General features: G+C 33.1%; 17 protein-coding genes and 4 pseudogenes. 16 read left to right on the top strand and 5 right to left on the bottom strand.

Features of this window, described 5'->3' with window-relative positions; translation table 11 throughout:
* Positions 1-100 precede the first annotated feature (100 nt).
* From argS to HMPREF0528_RS04920, 8 genes and pseudogenes are all read left to right on the top strand, one after another.
* Positions 101-1,777: an arginine--tRNA ligase gene (gene argS, locus HMPREF0528_RS04950; RefSeq protein WP_004895617.1), complete on the top strand. Its 1,677-nt coding sequence runs from the start codon at positions 101-103 to the stop codon at positions 1,775-1,777.
* 111 nt (positions 1,778-1,888) lie between these two features.
* Complete coding sequence (locus HMPREF0528_RS04945) at positions 1,889-2,806, top strand: class II fructose-bisphosphate aldolase (protein ID WP_004895615.1); 918 nt, start codon at positions 1,889-1,891, stop codon at positions 2,804-2,806.
* Positions 2,807-2,872: 66 nt separating this feature from the next.
* On the top strand, positions 2,873-3,184 hold the full coding sequence (locus HMPREF0528_RS04940; protein WP_004895611.1) for a hypothetical protein: 312 nt from the start codon (positions 2,873-2,875) through the stop codon (positions 3,182-3,184).
* A 91-nt stretch (positions 3,185-3,275) separates the two neighbouring features.
* Positions 3,276-4,268 (top strand): annotated as a pseudogene (locus tag HMPREF0528_RS09735) (sigma 54-interacting transcriptional regulator); the annotation flags it as partial.
* Positions 4,269-4,342: 74 nt separating this feature from the next.
* Positions 4,343-4,828: pseudogene (locus HMPREF0528_RS09535) on the top strand (RNA polymerase factor sigma-54).
* A 430-nt stretch (positions 4,829-5,258) separates the two neighbouring features.
* Entirely contained in the window at positions 5,259-5,795 is a 537-nt protein-coding gene (hpt, locus tag HMPREF0528_RS04930) for a hypoxanthine phosphoribosyltransferase (RefSeq protein ID WP_004895597.1), read from the top strand.
* A gap of 11 nt (positions 5,796-5,806) precedes the next feature.
* Positions 5,807-6,478: a type 1 glutamine amidotransferase gene (locus HMPREF0528_RS04925; protein WP_004895596.1), complete on the top strand. Its 672-nt coding sequence runs from the start codon at positions 5,807-5,809 to the stop codon at positions 6,476-6,478.
* Between the two features lie 71 nt (positions 6,479-6,549).
* Positions 6,550-7,182, top strand: a complete 633-nt coding sequence (locus HMPREF0528_RS04920; RefSeq protein WP_034525170.1) for an NAD(P)H-binding protein — start codon at positions 6,550-6,552, stop codon at positions 7,180-7,182.
* A gap of 61 nt (positions 7,183-7,243) precedes the next feature.
* On the opposite strand, the gene HMPREF0528_RS04915 is transcribed toward HMPREF0528_RS04920, so the two are convergent.
* Together HMPREF0528_RS04915 and HMPREF0528_RS09730 are read right to left on the bottom strand one after the other, a co-directional pair.
* Positions 7,244-7,702, bottom strand: coding sequence for a free L-methionine (R)-S-oxide reductase MsrC (locus HMPREF0528_RS04915; protein ID WP_004895592.1), 459 nt, complete (start codon positions 7,700-7,702; stop codon positions 7,244-7,246).
* A gap of 47 nt (positions 7,703-7,749) precedes the next feature.
* A pseudogene (locus tag HMPREF0528_RS09730) lies at positions 7,750-8,960 on the bottom strand (chloride channel protein).
* Positions 8,961-9,086: 126 nt separating this feature from the next.
* Here HMPREF0528_RS09730 and HMPREF0528_RS04905 point away from each other — a divergent pair.
* The 4 genes from HMPREF0528_RS04905 to HMPREF0528_RS09520 all read left to right on the top strand — a co-directional run bounded on the left by HMPREF0528_RS04905 (position 9,087) and on the right by HMPREF0528_RS09520 (position 12,221).
* Positions 9,087-10,082, top strand: a complete 996-nt coding sequence (locus HMPREF0528_RS04905) for a class III bacteriocin (RefSeq protein WP_034525169.1) — start codon at positions 9,087-9,089, stop codon at positions 10,080-10,082.
* 67 nt (positions 10,083-10,149) lie between these two features.
* Positions 10,150-10,716, top strand: coding sequence for a DNA-3-methyladenine glycosylase I (locus tag HMPREF0528_RS04900; protein WP_004895586.1), 567 nt, complete (start codon positions 10,150-10,152; stop codon positions 10,714-10,716).
* Positions 10,716-11,654, top strand: a complete 939-nt coding sequence (locus tag HMPREF0528_RS04895; protein WP_004895585.1) for an AEC family transporter — start codon at positions 10,716-10,718, stop codon at positions 11,652-11,654. Before HMPREF0528_RS04900 ends, HMPREF0528_RS04895 begins: the two co-directional genes overlap by 1 nt.
* A 171-nt stretch (positions 11,655-11,825) precedes the next feature.
* Entirely contained in the window at positions 11,826-12,221 is a 396-nt protein-coding gene (locus HMPREF0528_RS09520; protein WP_004895583.1) for a CPBP family intramembrane glutamic endopeptidase, read from the top strand.
* A gap of 274 nt (positions 12,222-12,495) precedes the next feature.
* On the opposite strand, the gene HMPREF0528_RS04885 is transcribed toward HMPREF0528_RS09520, so the two are convergent.
* On the bottom strand, positions 12,496-13,248 hold the full coding sequence (locus HMPREF0528_RS04885) for an MIP/aquaporin family protein (protein WP_004895578.1): 753 nt from the start codon (positions 13,246-13,248) through the stop codon (positions 12,496-12,498).
* 203 nt (positions 13,249-13,451) lie between these two features.
* Between HMPREF0528_RS04885 and HMPREF0528_RS04880 the strand changes: the two genes are divergently transcribed.
* The 3 genes from HMPREF0528_RS04880 (at position 13,452) to HMPREF0528_RS04870 (ending at position 17,145) form a co-directional block, all read left to right on the top strand.
* Entirely contained in the window at positions 13,452-14,930 is a 1,479-nt protein-coding gene (locus tag HMPREF0528_RS04880) for an MFS transporter (protein WP_004895576.1), read from the top strand.
* Between the two features lie 106 nt (positions 14,931-15,036).
* A complete protein-coding gene (locus HMPREF0528_RS04875) occupies positions 15,037-16,488 on the top strand; it encodes an MFS transporter (RefSeq protein ID WP_034525167.1) in 1,452 nt (483 codons plus the stop codon).
* 123 nt (positions 16,489-16,611) lie between these two features.
* Entirely contained in the window at positions 16,612-17,145 is a 534-nt protein-coding gene (locus tag HMPREF0528_RS04870) for a GNAT family N-acetyltransferase (protein ID WP_260308520.1), read from the top strand.
* A gap of 159 nt (positions 17,146-17,304) precedes the next feature.
* On the opposite strand, the gene HMPREF0528_RS04865 is transcribed toward HMPREF0528_RS04870, so the two are convergent.
* Positions 17,305-18,093 (bottom strand): Cof-type HAD-IIB family hydrolase, encoded by a 789-nt coding sequence (locus HMPREF0528_RS04865; RefSeq protein WP_004895571.1) that lies wholly within the window; start codon positions 18,091-18,093, stop codon positions 17,305-17,307.
* A 116-nt stretch (positions 18,094-18,209) separates the two neighbouring features.
* On the opposite strand from HMPREF0528_RS04865, the gene HMPREF0528_RS04860 reads away from it, so the two are divergent.
* On the top strand, positions 18,210-18,749 hold the full coding sequence (locus tag HMPREF0528_RS04860; protein WP_004895569.1) for a YagU family protein: 540 nt from the start codon (positions 18,210-18,212) through the stop codon (positions 18,747-18,749).
* Between the two features lie 40 nt (positions 18,750-18,789).
* Here the strand turns inward: HMPREF0528_RS04860 and HMPREF0528_RS04855 are convergent.
* Positions 18,790-19,597 (bottom strand): annotated as a pseudogene (locus HMPREF0528_RS04855) (Cof-type HAD-IIB family hydrolase).
* Between the last annotated feature and the right edge of the window lie 66 nt (positions 19,598-19,663).

Below are 19,663 nucleotides of genomic sequence, written 5' to 3'. Positions count from 1 at the left end.
AAGCGGATACTTTGTATCAAGTAGAGTGGTACCGCGGGAACTTTCTCGTCTCTTTCTAGTTTACTAGGAAGAGACTTTTTTTATGCAAGAGGTGTTATAAGTGGATTTTAAACAAAAAGTCGTTGATTTAGTTAGTGAACAGGTAGATTTACCTAAAGAAAAAATTTCTATGTTAATTGAAAGACCAAAGAATCCTAAGATGGGTGATTATGCTTTTCCAGCATTTGCTTTGGCTAAAATTGAACATAAAAATCCTGCTTTAATTGCTAAGAATATTGCAGAAAAAATTAGTGATGATAATTTCGCCAGTATTCAAGCAGTTGGACCATATGTAAACTTCGCAATTGACCATGCAAAATTAGTCAATGCAACTTTAAACGATGTTCTAACTGAAAAAGAACATTTTGGTGATCAGAAACTTGGTGAAGGAAATGTACCAATTGACATGTCTTCTCCTAATATTGCTAAGCCAATGTCAATGGGACACCTACGTTCCACGGTGATTGGTAATTCAATTGCTAAGACTTTAGAAAAAGTTGGTTATACTCCAATTAAAATTAATTATCTTGGGGACTATGGTACCCAATTTGGTAAATTAATTACTGCTTACCGTTTATGGGGTAATGAGGAAGATGTGAAGAAAGATCCAATCACAAATCTTTTCCATTACTATGTTAAGTTCCATGAAGAAGCTGAAAAAGATCCTAAGTTAGAAGATGAAGGACGTGCTGCCTTTAAGAAACTAGAAAACGGTGATGAAGAAGAAATTAAATTATGGAAATGGTTTCGTGAAGTTTCCTTACAAGAATTTAACCGTATCTATAAAGAATTAGGGGTAACTTTTGATTCATATAACGGAGAAGCATTTTTCAATGATAAGATGCAGCCAGTAGTTGATGAATTAAGAGAAAAGGGCTTACTTGAAGAATCTCGTGGAGCTCAAGTTGTTAACTTGGGAGAAGATGAAAACCCAGCTTTAATCTTAAAATCTGATGGCTCTAGCCTTTATATGACTCGTGATTTGGCTGCTGCCTTATATCGTAAAAAAGAATATGACTTTGTTATGTCATTATATGTTGCTGGTGGCGAACAAACTGGTCACTTTAAGCAATTAAAACAAGTTTTGAAGAAGATGGGGTATGACTGGTCAGATAACATTCACCACATTCCATTTGGTTTGATTACTCAAGGTGGAAAGAAATTATCTACTAGAAAAGGAAACGTTGTTTTCTTAGACCAAGTCCTAAAAGATGCAGTTTCTTTAGCAGAACAACAAATTGAAGAAAAGAATCCAAATCTATCTAATAAGAAGCAGGTTGCTCATGATGTTGGTGTGGGCGCCGTTGTATTTCATGACCTAAAGAATGATAGAATGGATAACTTTGATTTTGATTTGGAAGAAGTTGTTCGTTTTGAAGGGGATACTGGTCCATACGTTCAATACACTAATGCTAGAGCTCAAAGTATTTTACGCAAAGCTAATAAAGAGATCTCAATGGATAATTTAAGCTTAAATGATGATTGGTCCTTTGCAGTTGCAAAAGCATTAGCTGATTTCCCTGCTATTGTAGAAAAAGCTTCAGAAAAATTTGAACCATCAATTATTGCAAAATATGCCTTAGATTTAAGTAAGAAATTTAATAAGTATTATGCAAATGTTAGAATTTTAGATGAAGATGATCAACTAAACGCTCGTCTTGCATTAGTTCAAGCAACTTCAATTGTTTTAACAGAAGCTTTAAGACTTTTGGGTGTAAATGCACCTAAAGAAATGTAATATTTCTTTAAATAAAAATATTCACTGAATTTTTTTGAGCTAAAGTATGTTAATTTTTGCACTAATGGGTTAAACTAGTGATGTGTTAAAAATTTAGGAGGTATTTTTTTAATGGCTTATTTAGTAAATGGTAATGACATTTTCAAAGCTGCTCGTGAAAACCACTACGCTGTAGGTGCATACAACACTAACAACCTTGAATGGACTCGCGCACTTTTAAGAGGTGCTAAGGAAACTAGAACTCCTTTATTGATTCAAGTTTCTACTGGTGCTGCTAAGTACATGGGTGGTTACAAGACTGTTAAGGACTTAGTTCTTAACGAAATGGACAACATGGATATCGATGTTCCAGTTATTTTGAACTTGGACCACGGTGACTTTGAATCAGCTAAGGAATGTATTGCACTTGGTTACTCATCAGTTATGTTTGATGGTCACAACTTACCAACTGACGAAAACTTAGCAAAGACTAAGGAAATCGTTAAGTTAGCTCACGAAAGAGGTATCTCTGTTGAAGCTGAAATCGGTAAAATTGGTGAAAACCAAGGTGCCGATGGTGGTGAATTAGCATCAGTTGAAGACGCTAAGACTTTCGTTGCTGCTGGTGTTGACAAGCTTGCTTGTGGTATTGGTAACATCCACGGTGTTTACCCAGAAGGCTGGACTGGCTTAAACTTCGATCGTTTGAAGGAAATTGCAGAAGCAGTTCCAAACGAACCGCTTGTTCTTCACGGTGGTTCAGGAATTCCTCAAGACCAAATCGAAAAGGCAATTCAATTAGGTATTGCTAAGATTAACATTAACACTGAATTCCAATTAGCATTCCAAGCTGCAACTCGTAAGTACATCGAAGACAAGATGGACTTAGACAAGGGCAACAAGGGTTATGACCCACGTAAGCTTTTGAGAGCCGGTACTGACGCAATTACTGATTCTATGAAAGAAATGATTTCATGGATGGGTACTGCACCAATCGACACAAAGGAATCATCAGTTCAATTTGATGAAGCTTCATTAAACGAAGAATAATCAAAAACTATATTAAAAAAGACCTCATTTTCTGAGGTCTTTTTTTATTGGCTTAAGTGTGGAAAAATGCGAATAATATTTGATGATCATGGATGTAAAAGCTTTTTTAAAAAATATAATAGGCAAAAAAAGATAATCAAGAATTTAATTGAAAAAGCCCTTGTTAAAGAAGTTACCACTGGGATGACAAAGATTAAATTGGCTAGTAGAAAAAGAATTAATGGACAAAAAATTTATGAATTTCGATTAAATCTTGGTACTATTGGATCGGCTCGAATTGCCTTTTCAGTTTTTAAAGAAAAAGCCATTATTTATTTCATTAGTAAGGATATGGAAAAAGCATCTTTTAGTAAGGCATTTGAAAAAATTTTGAGATAATACAGGGTAACCATGATATATAAGTATAGTAAATGATATCGTTTTCAAAAATCTGATATAATTATAATATTAAATTTATGGAGAACGAATCATGGATAAAGGAAAAAAATGTCTTAACTTATTTAAATATGCTTGGCCATGATATCATGCACTAACAACGGCACAATTAGCTGATAGCTTAAATTTATCCAGATCGGTAGTTAGTCATTATTTAAATGAATTATTTAGAGAAGAAAAAATTCAAAAAATTGCTGGGCGACCAGTAAAATGGACTAAAAAAGGTAGTATGCCTAATTTGAATCATAATTTTGATGACTTTATTGGCTATCGTGGTTCAATGAGATATGCTATTGATCAAATCTCAGCAGCAATTATGTATCCACCGGATGGTTTAAACATTTTGATTACGGGTCATTCGGGGGGTAGGAAAAAGTTATTTAGCAAGCAAAATTGCTCAATTAGCTAAGAGCAAAGGAATTATTAGTAATGAGGCTCCATATATTGTTTTGAATTGTGCTGATTATGCGAATAATCCTGAACTTGTCTCCAGTATGTTATTTGGTTATGTAAAAGGTGCCTATACAGGGGCTGACGAAGCAAAAGATGGACTTCTTAAGCAGGCAAATGGAGGATACTTATTTTTAGACGAAGTACATCGCTTAAGTAGTGAAAATCAAGAAAAACTATTTTCATTTATGGATTAGGGACAATTCTAGTAATGGCAACCACTGAAAATCCAGAGAAAGTTCTTCTAACTACTTTTCTACGGCGTGTACCTGTACATGTTAAATTGCCCGATTTTGCTAGTCGTCCAATTGATGAAAGACTAGAACTGCTACGGTATATTTTCTATCAAGAGGCACGTCGAATTAATCGAAAAATTGAAGTAGATAAATATGTAGTATCTACTTTATTAAAAATTAAGCATCCCGGAAATATTGGGTATTTAAAAAATATCATTAAGGTTTCCTGTGCAGCTGCTTACCGTGACCAAGAAAATAGTGACGTAATCAAGCTATATTTAAATAATATTATGGTCGAAGAACTCCCAACATTTGCGGAATATGGAAACTTGTTAATTGATCCGAATACAGTGCTTGAACGTTCAGGTAACAGTTTAATTAAGAAAAGTTTGTTGAGCTACAAAAAGATAGCGAAATAAAAGATAAGGATTATTTTATAAAACAAAAGAAGGATTTTACTGACTTACATTATGCAATTCAACAACGTGAAGAGACGCTACTAAATCTAGGGAAATTTTTGGGAAGACGACAAGAAAAATATTTGTCCTCTCTGAATGAGCAAGATTTAGTAAGTATAAAATTAGAAGATGCAGCTACAGAATTAAATTTAGCAATAAGTACTATAAGTAGAGCAATTAAAGATAAATATGTAGAAGTGCCAAGGTAAGGTCTTTAGTCTAAAGCTCTTGTTTCCACGAAAAAGTATTAGTAATTTAACTCAAATCAACTTGAAAGAATATTGAAGGATTTTATTAAGTTAGAAGATCCCCAAAAACCATTAAGTGATGAGAAACTGGTAAATAAATTTAAAGAAAAAGAAATTTCAATTAGTCGTAGAATAATTTCTAAATATCGAAAGAAACTAGGAATTAAAAATAGTTATCAAAGAAATCAAAAATAAAGCAAAAACCCTCGTTGACTTAGATCAACGAGGGTTTTTAATACTAAATTGTAGAGGAAAATGAAGAATGGATTATGGATTTATTTCCTACGAACCTTTACAGGAACTGGAACTGGTTTATTTATAATTACTGCGTTAGTAGCAAGTAATGCTACAGCACTAATACCTAAAATTAATAATAATGTCATTTAAACCATTCCTTTCTTACTTGATTGATATCAATATTAAGAGTAATTTGTGAATTTTTTGTGACTTATATTTAAGATAAAATCTAAAAAAATATAAATAATTTTTCTTTATTTATAGAATACGAACAATATAATTATTGGTAGTAAAAATAATTAATAAATAAGTGTAAAAATACTAAAAAAATCATCGAATTTATGTTAAAATTTCATCATTGACGATTTTAATAAAGAGGAATTAAAGAATGAATAACGATATCGAAAGTGTATTGTATACTCAAAATGATTTAAACAATCGTATGGATGAAATGGCTGCTGAATTAAATAAAAAATATAAAAATGAAGAGCCAATTATTGTTCCAGTCTTAAATGGAGCAATGATTTTTGCTAGTGATATGATTAAGAGATTAAGTTTTAAGCTAACTATTGAGCCTATTAAGGCATCTAGTTATGAAGGAAGCCAATCCACAGGAAAAGTAAAGATTACGCAAGATATTAAGTCAGATGTAACAAATCGTCCAGTAATTTTTATGGAAGATATTATTGATACGGGACGTACTTTGCAAGCACTTAGTGAAATAATGAAAGAACGTGGGGCTAAAAGCGTAGAAGTTGTATCTATGCTTGATAAGCCTGAAACCCGTGTCGTAGATTTTCATGCAGATTATTATGGTTTTAAGGCCCCTAATGAGTTTTTAGTTGGTTATGGATTAGATTACAATGGCTTGTATAGAAATTTACCTTATGTAGGAATTTTAAAGCATGAAGTTTATGCTAGTTAAAGGGATAAATAATGCGCGTTAATGTATTGCAACATACTCCAAACGAGGGGCCAGGAGCAATTAAAACCTGGGCAGATAGTCATCATCATGAATTATATGTGTATCATCCTGAAACTTTTGGTAAATTGCCAACTGCTAATGAAACAGATCTACTTGTAATTCTAGGTGGCCCCATGAGTCCAAATGATAATCTAGAGTGGATTAAGCAAGAGAGAGTTCTAATTAAAAGAATGCTTGATGCCGGTAAGCCGATGTTTGGGGCTTGTTTTGGTGCACAACAAATTGCGATGACTATGGGAGCTAAAATTTCAGATGCTCCTCATAAGGAAGTAGGCTGGGCTCCAGTTTACTTAAAAGATACAACAATACCAGGTATTCCTAAAGAACTAACGGCCCTTCATTGGCACCAACAAATGTTTGAAATTCCTGTAGGTGCAAAACTTTTATTTTCGAGTGACTTAGTAGAAAATCAGGGCTTTTTATTAGGAGATAATGTTATCGGCTTACAATTTCATTTTGAGCCTGAAGAAGATAATGTTCGAGAAATTGCCATTAACGATAGTGCGTATCCACTTGAAAATAATGATTTAAATCAGACTGCTGAAGAAATTATAGCTCATGATGTGCCAAAAAAAAATAAAGAGGTAATGTTTAAATTACTCGATTTTATTACTAAAAAATGAGTGTAAATTTTGGACTACTAATAAAAAGTAAGCTATTATAAAGCTGTAAGTTTTTTCGAGGAGGAAAAATTATAGCTAAAATATTTATTTTTGGTGGCTCTGGAAGAGTAGCTATAGATTTAATTAAAGATTTAGTAGCTGATGGTAATACAGTGACAGCAGCAGCTCGTCATCCAGAAAATATTATTAAACTTGATGGTGTAATATCTGATAAGCTTGATTTACATGCTGATGTAGAAGATATTACTAAACAAGTAAAAGGTTTTGATGCTATTTACTTTACGGCTGGATTTCGTGGTAAGGACCTTATCCAAACTGATGCTATGGGAGCAATAAAAACTATGATGGCTGCTGAAAAAGCAGGTGTTAAACGCTATATTATGCTCAGTTCAATGCTTAGTTTAGATGTAGACTCATGGAAGAAGATTCCAGGTCTTGAGGACTATCTAGCTGCTAAATTCTTTGCTGATACTTATTTAATGGATTCGACTAATCTTGAATATACGATTTTGCAGCCTACGAATCTCACTGAAGAAACCGGAACAGGCAAAATCAAACTTGATGCTGGTCCAACTGACTCAAATCCAATTCCTGATGTTGCTAAAACATTGGCTGAAATTCTAAAATATCCAAATACTATTGATAAGGTTATTCCAATGAGTAGTGGAAACACACCAATTGATCAAGCATTGAAAGAAATTTAACTATAAGAAAAAGCTCCATTATGGAGCTTTTTTTGTGTTTATAGTGTTAAAAAATTGATTTTCAGAATTTAAATACCTTAGAAATTTCTTCTAAATATTTTTGATCTAACTCATCGAAGTTAGCTAATTTAGTTGAATCAAAATCAAAAACTCCCCATAAATCGCCGTTTGTCTTAAAGATAGGGACAACAATTTCAGAATTTGATTCACTATCGCAAGCAATATGTCCAACAAATTCATGTACATTTTTTACAATTTGAGTTTGTTTTTCTTTTGCGACTGTTCCGCATACGCCTTTACCAATTGGAATATGAACACAAGCTGGTTTTCCTTGGAAGGGACCAAGAATTAATTCTTGATTCTCATAACGATATACACCAGCAAAGTTAACATTATTAAGTGAATTAAATAATAAAGCTGAAATATTTGCTGTAGTTGCAATCCAATCGGTTTCGCCTTCGACTAAGGCTTGGGCTTGTTTTAATAATAATTGATAATTGTCTTCTGTAGTGGCAGTCATAATTGAATACCTTCTTTCTGTTAAATTGTTCTAATTCTAACATTAATTTAGTAAATTAAGGATTTTAAGCCAATTTTCTTCAGAAGAAACTTATGTATCAACATAACTATATAGGCAGTAATAAAAATAAGTGGAGCTAAAGAAATTGGTAATAAAAAAATTAACAAGACAACGGTAAGGAGTGGCTTTTCTAAAATAATAGTAATGCTAGCTACTACTGCTAAGGAGACAGTAATTGCGGGCTGAATAGGGATGAATTGAGAAATTGCAGCACCAACCGCGACACTAGCAAAAATTGCTGGAAAAATTTTACCCCCACGCCATCCCATTGCAAATCCAGCATGGGTAGAAATTGTTTTTATTAGAGCAATTAATAGTAAAAATAATGGCGAATAGGAAAGAGCAGTTTTAGAAAATGGAACAATATGAAATTCGCCTGAAAAGAGTGCGTAATCAGTTACTAAAGTTAAAACACTTAGTACAATGCCCCATAAGGTTGCTTTTAAAAGTGCTGGTAAGGCCCAAGTTTCTACTCTAGTAAATATTTTTTCTAAATATAAGAAGAAATATGCAAAAAGTATCCCACCTATAAGAGGAATTAGACTATACCAGAGAATAGTCCATGACCAGTGAATTGGACGTTCATGAATTCCGAATGCCCCTTCTTCAGGAAAAAGTTTAAAGATCAAAATTGTTCCAATTAATCCAATTAAAATATTAAAGGTGATGAACCATTTTTTTGATTTTTAGTTCTAAAAAGCTCACTAAACTTTGGGGATTGCAATAGAGTATCTTTATCAATGCCTATTTGCCAAAAATGAACCCAGCTTTTGTAATGAATAGTCATCAATCTAATTTTATCTCCGAGCCAATTTATCATCCCCGAAGTAAGAACAGTGGTGGAAGCTTCTGGCCCAATACTTCCGCCAGCTCCAAATGATAAAAGCCCTAAAGTAAAAGATTTCCACCAAGAATGATAATCAAGTTTTCCACTTTTCCGAATATCATGTAATACTTCTTCAATCGTTAAAGGATAGGAACCTAATTTCTTTACTAAGAAACCAATAGTTATTCCAAATGGTATACAAATAAGAAAGGGATAAGCGGGACGCAAAGAAAAATTATTATGATGATTAAAGTAACCCCAAATAAAGTCAATAACATAATTGATTAGGTTGAGGTATAAAGCAGTTAAAATACCAATAATAAAACTCCATATGCCACTAAAAATTAGAATATTTATGCTTTTTTTAGACATTATTTTCTATCAATTCCTTTATGCAATTTAGATTCATGATAGCAGTGTACTTTATTTGTTGTCTTGATTCAAATCGCTCATAATAAATTTGAGAGCAGAATAAATAAAGAAAGGATAGGTCCAGTTATGATTGGAAGAGAAACTCAAATACGCTTAGTAAATAAATTAGAAAATATTCATCATGTTGTAGTTCAAGCTTCCGCAATTGATGGAAGTAACGTCTTTGCCTTGCAGCTTCTTCATAAACAAAGTGACGTTGTTGTTTATCAAACTCCAAATGATAGCGAAACTGTTACATTTGATGAAGACCATCCTATTTTATACTTAAAAGGTCCAAATTCAGCTGGAACTGCTGGTGGACATACCCAGACTTGGATACAAAGTGGAGAAAATAATAAATGGTTTGTTGGTACTAAACCCAAAAGACATGGAAATACATATTGGACCACACAAATTGCAAGAGTAACAGTACCGGGGTATCAAACACAGGTATTTGCTAATAATACTGATTTACCACGTCTTTCCTATCTTAACCGAGCAGGAGCTGGTTATGGGGATGGAGGTACAGTTTATCCAGGAAAAGATTTAGTAAGAGTAGAGGCCACTGTTTCACCAAATGGTCATTATTTCTTGATTGCAAGTATTGATATAACTCATACGGGCTATTTTGCGCTTTATGACCTTAACGAAGTAAATAACAAATTAGATGCGGCAGAAGAAAAAGCTGAAGATATTAATATTGAAAACTTAACATGCTTAGGAGCATTTAAGGTTCCTCATTTTAATGATCAAAAGATTGTCTCTATTCAGGGATACGGAATAGATGATAATAAGGATATCTATATTTCAAGTCAACCAAGTCCTCATACAACTTTTTTGGGTTTTCCAAGACAGGGAAAGCCTCGTGAAATTATTAAAATTCCGTGGGGGATGGTTGATCCAGATAAATGGTCTGTAGTTAATTTAGATAACAGCTTGAAACTTGATGCTTTAGATTTTTGTACTGAATTTGAAGGAATTCAAGTAACTAGCGACTGTCTTTACTTAACAGTAGCTTATCATCAGCGAAGTAGCGACTTAACAACTCTAATGAATCGTATTTACCAAGTTGAAAAATTTTAGAATGAAAAATAGGCAGACTTTTAAGTCTGTCTATTTTGCTATAATTGATAAAAATGAGGTGTAAGAAATGGAAAAAATGCGTTGTAGTTGGGGAAATAGTAAGAATTTACTCTACCGAAAATACCACGATGAAGAGTGGGGTAAGTTAAATCTAGATTCAACCTACTTATATGAAATGCTTGTATTAGAAAGTTTTCAATCGGGATTATCCTGGGAAACAATTTTAAATAAACGTGAAAATTTTCGAAAAGCGTTTGCGAATTTTGACTATCATAAAGTGGCTAAATTTAATGAAGCCGATTTTGAAAGATTAATGCAAGACAAAGGAATTATCCGAAATCGACTAAAGGTTAGTGCTGCAATTAATAATGCGAAAGTTTTAGTTAAACTAGAAAACAACAATCAAACTTTCAAACAAATTCTAACTAAGTTTATCTCTGAACCAATAAATCACCATCCTAAAAAAATTGAAGATGTTCCTGCTTCAAATGAATTATCTAACCAAATTTCAAAAGAAATGAAAAATCTCGGATTTAAATTTGTTGGTCCAATAACAATATATTCATTTTTACAGGCAGTTGGATTAATAAATGATCATATAGAAAATTGTAGTTTTAAGAATGGAGAACTGTAATGCCTTTACTACTACCGACAAAACAAGTAGTGATTATGTTTATTTTAATGTTTGTTGGCTGGATCTGCTATCAGGTGAAATTTCTCCATGAACAAACAGTAAAAGATTTAACTAAAATCCTTCTTTACGTGGTATCGCCATGCTTAATTATTAATTCTTTTCGCCAAACTTTTTCAGTTACTAGATTAGTACAATTTAGTTTGATTTTTTTACTAGTACTAGTTTTATTTGTATTTAAAATTATTGTAAGCTCAGTTCTCTTTAACAAAAGAATAATTAAAGACGAGCAAAAAAGAACAATTCTCCGATATGCTGGAACTTACACTAATGCAGGTTTTATGGGAATTCCTTTAGTACAAGCGCTTTTAGGAAATAATGGTGTGTTTTTTGCAGTACCATATTTGATTATTTATAACATCTTTATGTGGACGCATGGGATTAGGATGTTTACTAGGAAGAAGCAGTCATTTAAAGAGAGTGTTCGTCAAGCTATCGTTAATCCTAATATTATTGCAGCGATTGTAGGGATGATATTATTTGTAATTCAAATTAAATTACCTGATATAGTTTCTGACCCTATGAATTATATTGCTAATTTGAATACTCCTCTAAGTATGATTGTTATTGGTACAAATCTTGGAGCCATTAATTTAAAAGAAGACTGGCATGATAAATTAGTTTGGAGTGGAGTATTAGTTAGAAACCTGTTTTTCCCATTAATAATTTTAGGCTTCTTACTAATTTTACCGCTTCCATCAATTGCTAAAATGACAACTTTAATTATGGCCGCTTGTCCAGTAGCAGGAGTAGTAGTGCTTTTTAGTTTAATCAGTAATTTTGAAGTAAAATTTCCTACTAAATTAATGTGTTTATCTACTTTAGTAGCCATTATTACCATTCCAGTCATAATTAGTTTGGCTAATTTAATGGGAATATAGGGGGAAAATGGAAAAATGAAAGAAAAGAAGAATAACTATTTAGCAATCAATAAAACTGGTCTATCAATTAAGTGACTCACAATAGCATCACTAGTCTATCTGCTAATCTATACTGAAGCTGGTCAGATAGTAACAGCATTTTCTGAACTTTGGGCTCCAATATTATATTTAGTGATTGTTTGCTTTTTAGCACTGGGAGCAAAAATATTTTATAAAACAGATCGTGTTTTTATTAAGTTACCTAAAGAGGGTAAAGTTAAGATCTTAACCATTATCTTTTGTATTATGTTAATGGCTTTATACTTTTTAATGAATCTGATTACAAGTTGGGTCCAGGTCTTTAATTTAATGCCTGAAATGATGTGGTCTTCTATTTGTGTTGCTTTAGCTGCTGGAATCGGAGAGGAATTTCTTTGTCGTGTAACTTTGTTTAATTTATTTACCAAGATTTTTGAAAATAAACAGTATGTTTTGCTTTGGTCGAGCATTTTTTCTTCAGTTTTATTTGGATTATTTCATTTGATTAACTTAGGACATGGGGCAGCGATAGATGCAACTTTCCAATAAGTTTATTATGCAACTGCTATCGGGTTAGCCTTCTCCTATCTGCATATTTTTACTAATCGAATCTGGCGATGTATTCTAATGCATTTTTTATTAGATTTACAACCCAATATTGCAAATATGAATGCTGAGGCTTCACCGTGGGGCCCAATATTAATTATTTTTGGAATTGTGATAATTGTTTCGATAATTTGTATTTATACTTTTAATAAAAGAATTAATAAAATTGAAAATGAAAAAAGGCAGATCGACTGATCTGCCTTTTTTGTCTGAATAATTAAAGTCCAAATGGAATCTTGTAAAGGAAAATTCCGATGATTGCACCTAAGATAGGAGCAACTACAGGAACCCATCCATAGCTCCAGTGAGCATCCTTTTTATTAGGAATTGGTAAAATTGAGTAAACAAGTCTTGGACCGAAGTCACGTGCTGGGTTAAGGGCTGGACCAGTTGGACCACCAAGTGCCATAACTAAAGCAGTGATTAAGAAACCTACACCAATATTGGCAATGTCAACTGCTTGTTTGAAGAACATACCCTTGTATAAACCGATTGCAACAAACATCAAGACACCAGTACCGACAAGCTCAGAAATGAAACCATTCCATTTACTGTTAACACAGTCACTAGTAGCAAAACATGCAAAAACAATGTTAGAGTCGGTAGATTTTTTAATGTATGGCCAGTAAATAGTGATAATAAGAAGTTGACCACAAATTGCACCAAGAACTTGTGAAATAATGTAAGGTGTTACTTGTGCCCAAGGGAAGACACCAGCACTAGCTTGAGCAAGTGTAACGGCTGGATTAAGGTGGTTACCAGAAATTGATCCAAAAAGCATTGCTGGAAGCATAACACCAAAACCAAAACTGAAGGCAATTAAAATCCAACCCCCATTGGCTTTGCCATCATGAGCATTACCAGTAGTTCCTTTTAAAAATGAGTTGGCAACGGCACCGTTACCAAACATAACCATGATTAGCGTACCGAAAAATTCGGCAAAATACTTAAGCATCCAACTATGTTCCATAAGATACTTTTTCCTTTCTCGAAAAAATAAGTGAAAAATAAACACAAATACTGATTATACCTAAGTTTACAAAAAAAGAATAGATATTTTTTAAAGAATCTTGCAATTTTAAGCAAAAAGTTTGCATAATAAGAAGATAAATGTCCAAGCTCTAATTACCAAATGTAATAAGGGCTCTTTTTGTTATTGAGGGAAGTGCTTTAATGAATAAAAAACAGATTACGATGGTGACTGTAGCGTTGATGCTCGGGAACGTTATGGCAGGGTTGGATGGAACTATTACTAATACGGCTATTCCTGCCATCGTTTCAGCGTTACATGGGATCCAATTTATGGGGTGGATTGTGGCAGTCTACCTCTTAGGAATGTCTGTTTCAATACCAATTTGGACAAAAATTGGAGAAAAAATTACTAATAAATTAGCTTTTGAGATTGCACTAGTGCTGTTTGTTTTAGGTTCAACACTTGAAGGACTAGCACCTAATATCTACTTTTTCTTAGTTGCTCGAATGATTATGGGAATTGGTGGTGGAGGAATGGGGTCCTTGCCTTATATTATTGCAGGATACGTCTTTCCAAATATTAAGAAAAGAACCCAAGTTTTGGGATATTTGACAGCTAGTTTCAATGGAGCAGCAATTTTAGGACCTTTAGTAGGAGGGTGGCTAATTGATGCTTTATCATGGCACTGGGTATTTTATATTAATATTCCAATTGGTTTAGTTGCTTTGTTAATTTCCTTGATCTATTACAAGCCAGTTACACCAAAAACTGCTCCAGTTTTTGATTTACAAGGAGCATTTTTGCTAGTGAGTGGTTTAATTATGTTTTTAATGGGAATCCAACTATTGGGATTAACTGCAACTTGGATTGTAGTAGGGTTAATCCTATTTAGCTTAGTTTTACTGATCTTTTTCTTTTTGCATGAAGCTAAGGCAGAAAATCCAATTATTCCTTTATCTATTTTTAGCAATCATGATCTAAATGGTGATTTGATTTTATTTGCGACTACGTGGGGTGCTTTTATTGCTGTAAATACATATTTACCAATGTGGGCTCAAGCGCTTTTAGGAATGTCAGCTTTAATGGGTGGGATGACGTTAATTCCTAACTCAATCGTTGAAATTATTGCATCCCAAACAGTTGCTACAATTCAAGAAAAAATTAGAACTTTTACGCTAGTAATGATTGGAATTGTTACAATGATGATTTCATCTGGTGGTCTTTTCTTAGCTAATGATCAAACTCCTCTCTGGATATTAATTTTGATTGGGGCATTTTCCGGCATTGGAGTAGGATTTATTTTTGTTGCACTTCAAGTAAAAGTACAAATCGATGCTGGAATGGAAGATATGGCAACTGCGACCTCAACTTCTTATTTAATTAGAATTTTAGCTCAAACTGTTATGGCAGCGGTATACGGGGTCATCATGAATTTAGCGTTAGCTATTGGAATTAATACGCATTCAAATATTACGATGCATATGATGAATGAACTAAGTGACGCAAAATCAGCTAAGCTATTGCCGCAATACTTATTGCCAGAAATGCGTAAAATTTTTCATAGTGGTATACACGAAATTATGGCTGTTTCATTCATTTTATTATTAATTGCAACCATCTTTAATTTTTATTTTAATTTTAAGCAACCGAATAAGAAAATTAATAGATCATCAAAATAAAGCTTGTGTTTAAGGAATTAAGCAAGTATATTTTAGATAAGATTATTAGCCTTGATTATTGCAAAATAATTGGGGCTTTTTATTTCATAGAAAAGTAGGTGTACTGATGACAAAAAAGCAAGTAACGATGGTCACATTTGCTATGGTTTTGGCTAATGTAATGGCGGGATTAGATAGTACGATTATTAATACAGCGATTCCAGCTATTATTGCAGACTTGCATGGAATTCAATTCATGGGGTGGATAATTGCCATTATGCTCTTAGGAATGTCTGTTTCAACCCCAATTTGGACTAAAGTTGGGGAAAAGATTGGTAATAAGGCGTCTTTTGAATTATCGTTACTCTTTTTTGTACTAGGGTCACTTTTTCAGGGACTGGCAAATAATATGTATTTTTTCCTTTTAGCTCGAGCTTTAATGGGAGTAGGGGCTGGAGGAATGGGTTCGCTACCCTATATAATGGCTGGTTTTATCTTTGATAATATTAAAGCAAGAACAAAAATTTTAGGTTATTTAGGGGCTGCCTTTAGTGTAGCAGCTATTATCGGACCGCTAGTAGGTGGTTATTTGGTTGATTCACTTTCTTGGCATTGGGTCTTTTATATCAATATTCCGATTGGACTTTTAGCAATTTTTCTTTCATTGCTCTACTATCGTGAAGGTACAATTAAAGAGACTCCAAAATTTGATGTATTGGGCTCTTTCCTAATTATTGTTGGTTTAACTTTACTTTTATTAGGAATCCAACTACTCGGGTTGACTAGTAGCTGGATTGTGATCAGTTTAGTTATTGCTGGTATAGTTTTACTGGTCTTATTTTTTATGCATGAGAAAAATCATACCAATCCAGTTGTACCGATTAGCATGTTTAAAAATCGTGCTTTAGTTGGAGATTTTTTACTTTTTATTTTTAGCTGGGGAGCTTTTTTAGCTGTAAATACTTACTTACCAATGTGGGCGCAGGGATTACTTGGAACAACTGCATTAATTGGTGGAATGACGCTAATTCCTAATTCTTTAGTTGATGTTGTAGGGACTTTAATAGTTAACCCCTTAAAGGCACGCTTTAGTAATCGCAGTTTACTGTCAATGGGGTTAATATGTATTCTCATTTCTTCACTAGGTTTGGCCATTGCTCCAAAAAATACTAATATCTGGTGGCTTTCAATTATTGGAACTTTTTCTGGATTTGGTGTTGGTTTTATTTTTGTTTTACTTCAAATAAAAGTTCAAGTTGACGCTAGTGAAAAAAATATGGCTCCAGCAACTTCACTCTCGTATTTAATTCGTATTCTTGCTCAAACGATAATGGCAGCTGTTTATGGTGTAATTATGAATATGGAGTTAGCGCGGGGTGTAAGAGAGAATCATGGAATAACAATGAGTATGCTTAATAAATTAAGTGATGCATCTTCCGCAAAAAGTTTGCCGCAACACTTGCTGCCAACGATGAGAAATATTTTTCATTTAGGACTTCAAGAAATTATGTGGTGTGCAACTGCTCTCTTGGTGGCAGCACTTTTATTAAACTTTGTTTTTAATAAAAGCGATAAGTAAGGATTTAAGATCAAATATAAAATAGTTACAGAAAATTTAGATATTCTTAATAATTTGATTTTTTATTAAAAATATCTTTTAATTAGAGAAGTAAATTATAATTTAGAAAAGAGAAGGATTCTTATTTTAGACGAACAACCCGCCCGATGGGGCTCTAAAAATTATTATAAAGTTAAAGATTTATATTATAGTGCTTTTCCGGAATGGGAAAGGTTTTCTTGGTTCTCAATGATATTAATGAGTTTTCGAAGAAAACTAAAGTTGAATGCTGTCTATGATGGAGAAACATTTTGTGGGATGATTTGTTACTACATTAGTGATTCTACTGTATACTTAGCCTATTTGGCTGTCACTGCAGAATTGCGTAGCAATGGATATGGAAGCAAAATTTTACATATGCTTGAAGAAAAATATCCAAAGCATCAAATTGTATTAGATATTGAACCACTTGATCCTGATGCAGAGAATTATCATCAACGTGTTAGTCGATTGCGGTTTTATCAAAAGAATGGTTGGCGTAGAACTCACCAGATGTTAATTGATGCAGATGGTGAATTTGAAGCACTAGTAGATCAAAACCATTTTGATAAAAAAGATTTTGCCAAAACATTGAAACAAATGAGTTTAGGTTTTTATCGTTTTAGAATTGAAAAATAATATTTTTAGTCACTCAATAGTTGAGTGACTATTTTTTATGAAAAAGTATAAAAATGATAATACGAGCTGAGATACATAAACCCATTTAATTCTATATTTGGTGATATGCATCAAAAAGTAAAAAGGCATGAAACTGGGGGATTGTTTCATGCCTTTTTACTAAAGAATATTATCTGTAATGTAAGTAAGAACGCCTTGTTCATTATTTGATGTAGTTGTATGATTTGCAATCTGTAAAAGCGCCGGAGCTGCATTTGCCATGGCAACCCCATCTCCAACTTCCTTAATCATTTCTAGATCATTTCCACCATCACCAAAAGCAGTCATTTCAGATAAAGGAATATTAAGTAGTGTGCCAAGCTCCTGTAAGCCGTGAGCTTTATGGATTCCAGGCTGAATGATGTCGATATCACCATGACCACTACTTGTAACATCGCAATAATCAGATAGGTTTTCTTTTAAGAAATTTACATAATAAGCAGTTTTATCATCAGGACAAGAAATAGTAAATTTAACAATATGGTCCTTAATGTCTGCTAGCTCATTAATTTTTTTAAGATGATAATAGTAGTGAGTTGATACATCATAGTAGCGGACTGAATAGCTAATTGGAAAATACGCACTTTCGACTCCAGAAACTAAAAATTCTAGTTCTGGTTGTTTTAATAAAAAGTTGTAAATTACTTTACTTGATTCATCTGAAAAATAACTCAGCTTTAAAATTTTTTTTTGATTTCTAACAATTGCACCATTTTCTGCGACATAGATTATATCAGGAAAATCTTTAAAGAAAGAAACAAGTTTGTAATATTGATTACCACTAGCAACAGTGAATTTAATATTCTTTCTTTCTAATTCTTGATAAATTTTAGTGAATTTTTCTTTATCATAAGTTTTATTATCATTTAAAAAAGTACCATCCATATCAACTGCAATTAGTTTTGTCATTTAATATTTCTCCTTTAATTAGGTGTTAGTAGGGTATAAGATATCAAAATATGTATTGATAAATTGAACTCATTTTCTATAATTAGTTATGTAATTGATATAAAGAGGGGAAAACTATGAATAAGAGTTCAAATGGTTGGCGCGTCTTTTTAAAGAGCGTTTGGTTTGGTATTATTGCAGGGATGATCTCTGGAATGGTTAAGATTGGTTGGGAGAAAATCTTACCACCGAGAACCTTAGCACGTGATGTTGTTAATCCACCCCAACACATGTTGCAACAAATGGGTGCATCGTATAAATTTACTCATGCTTATGTAATTTATAATACTGATCAAAAAGTTTTCTGGGTTGCCTTAATTTTGCACTTTAGCTTCTCAATTTTCTTTGCATGGCTTTTGATTTATATGGTCCAATTCAAGAAAACTGCTTGGGCTGGCCTATGGGAAGGTGCTTTGTATGGAATCATTATTTGGGTCGCATGGCATTTAATTATTATGCCAGTTCTTGGTACAACACCAGCACCTTGGCAAATGCCATCTGCGGAACACTTCTCAGAATTCTTTGGCCATATTGTTTGGGGTTGGTCAATTGCTGCAGTAGGCTACTACTTAATTGCTAAACAAAAGGTTAAGACTTTAACAAATCAATATTGGTAAAAACATCAATCGATCTTTCATTAGGAAGGTCGATTTTTTGTTAAAAAACAAATTTATCTAGTGCTTTAGCAATCCCATCATTATCATTTGAATCAGTAATATAGTCTGCATGATCCTTTGCTTCTTGGCTTCCATTGCCCATAGCAACTGCAGTACCAACAATATCAAACATTGAAATATCGTTCTTTTCATCGCCAAAAGCAATCATTTCATCTGGAGTAATGCCTATCTTTTCACCCAACTCTTTTAAGCCATTTCCTTTATTAACATTGGGATGGAGACATTCTAAGAAATGATCATCAGCTCGAACAATATAAAGATCCTTTCTAAATTTTTCTCTTAGAGTAGGTTCAACTTGATCGAGGATTTTCTTTGAACCAACAAAACATCCCTTTGAAATTTCAAAATTGTCTGGCATTTCATCAGGGATTCGAATGAACATAGGGGCTGTATTTTCCCAGGCCTGAAGCAATTCAAAATAGTCTACATCATGATCAGCAGTAATAATTCTTGAATCAGGATCAACAATATTGAAAGGGACTTTTTGTTCTTTGGCAAATTTAGTTAAAGCACGATAAAGCGCATTGTTAACTAAATCTTGAGTCATTATTTTGCCATCAGCAGTTCTAGTGATTGCGCCATTTAAAGTAACTGCATATTGATCACTGCTTTCAATACCTAGTTCTTTCATGAAATGCTCTAAACCGGCAATTGGGCGACCAGAACAAAGTACAACTTTAATTCCTAGGTCTAAGGCTTTTTTTATAGCTCTCTTGGTTGAAGGTAAGATTTTATTTTTTTGAGCTTAAGAGTGTACCGTCTGTGTCTAAGGCAATTAGTTTAATCAATTTAATTCCTCCTCGTATTTTATATATGATTAATATATCATTTATAAATAGAGACTAAGTGTCATT

The organism is Lactobacillus johnsonii ATCC 33200 (genome assembly GCF_000159355.1).
Classification (GTDB): domain Bacteria; phylum Bacillota; class Bacilli; order Lactobacillales; family Lactobacillaceae; genus Lactobacillus; species Lactobacillus johnsonii.
This window is presented reverse-complemented; position numbering and strand designations above follow the sequence as displayed.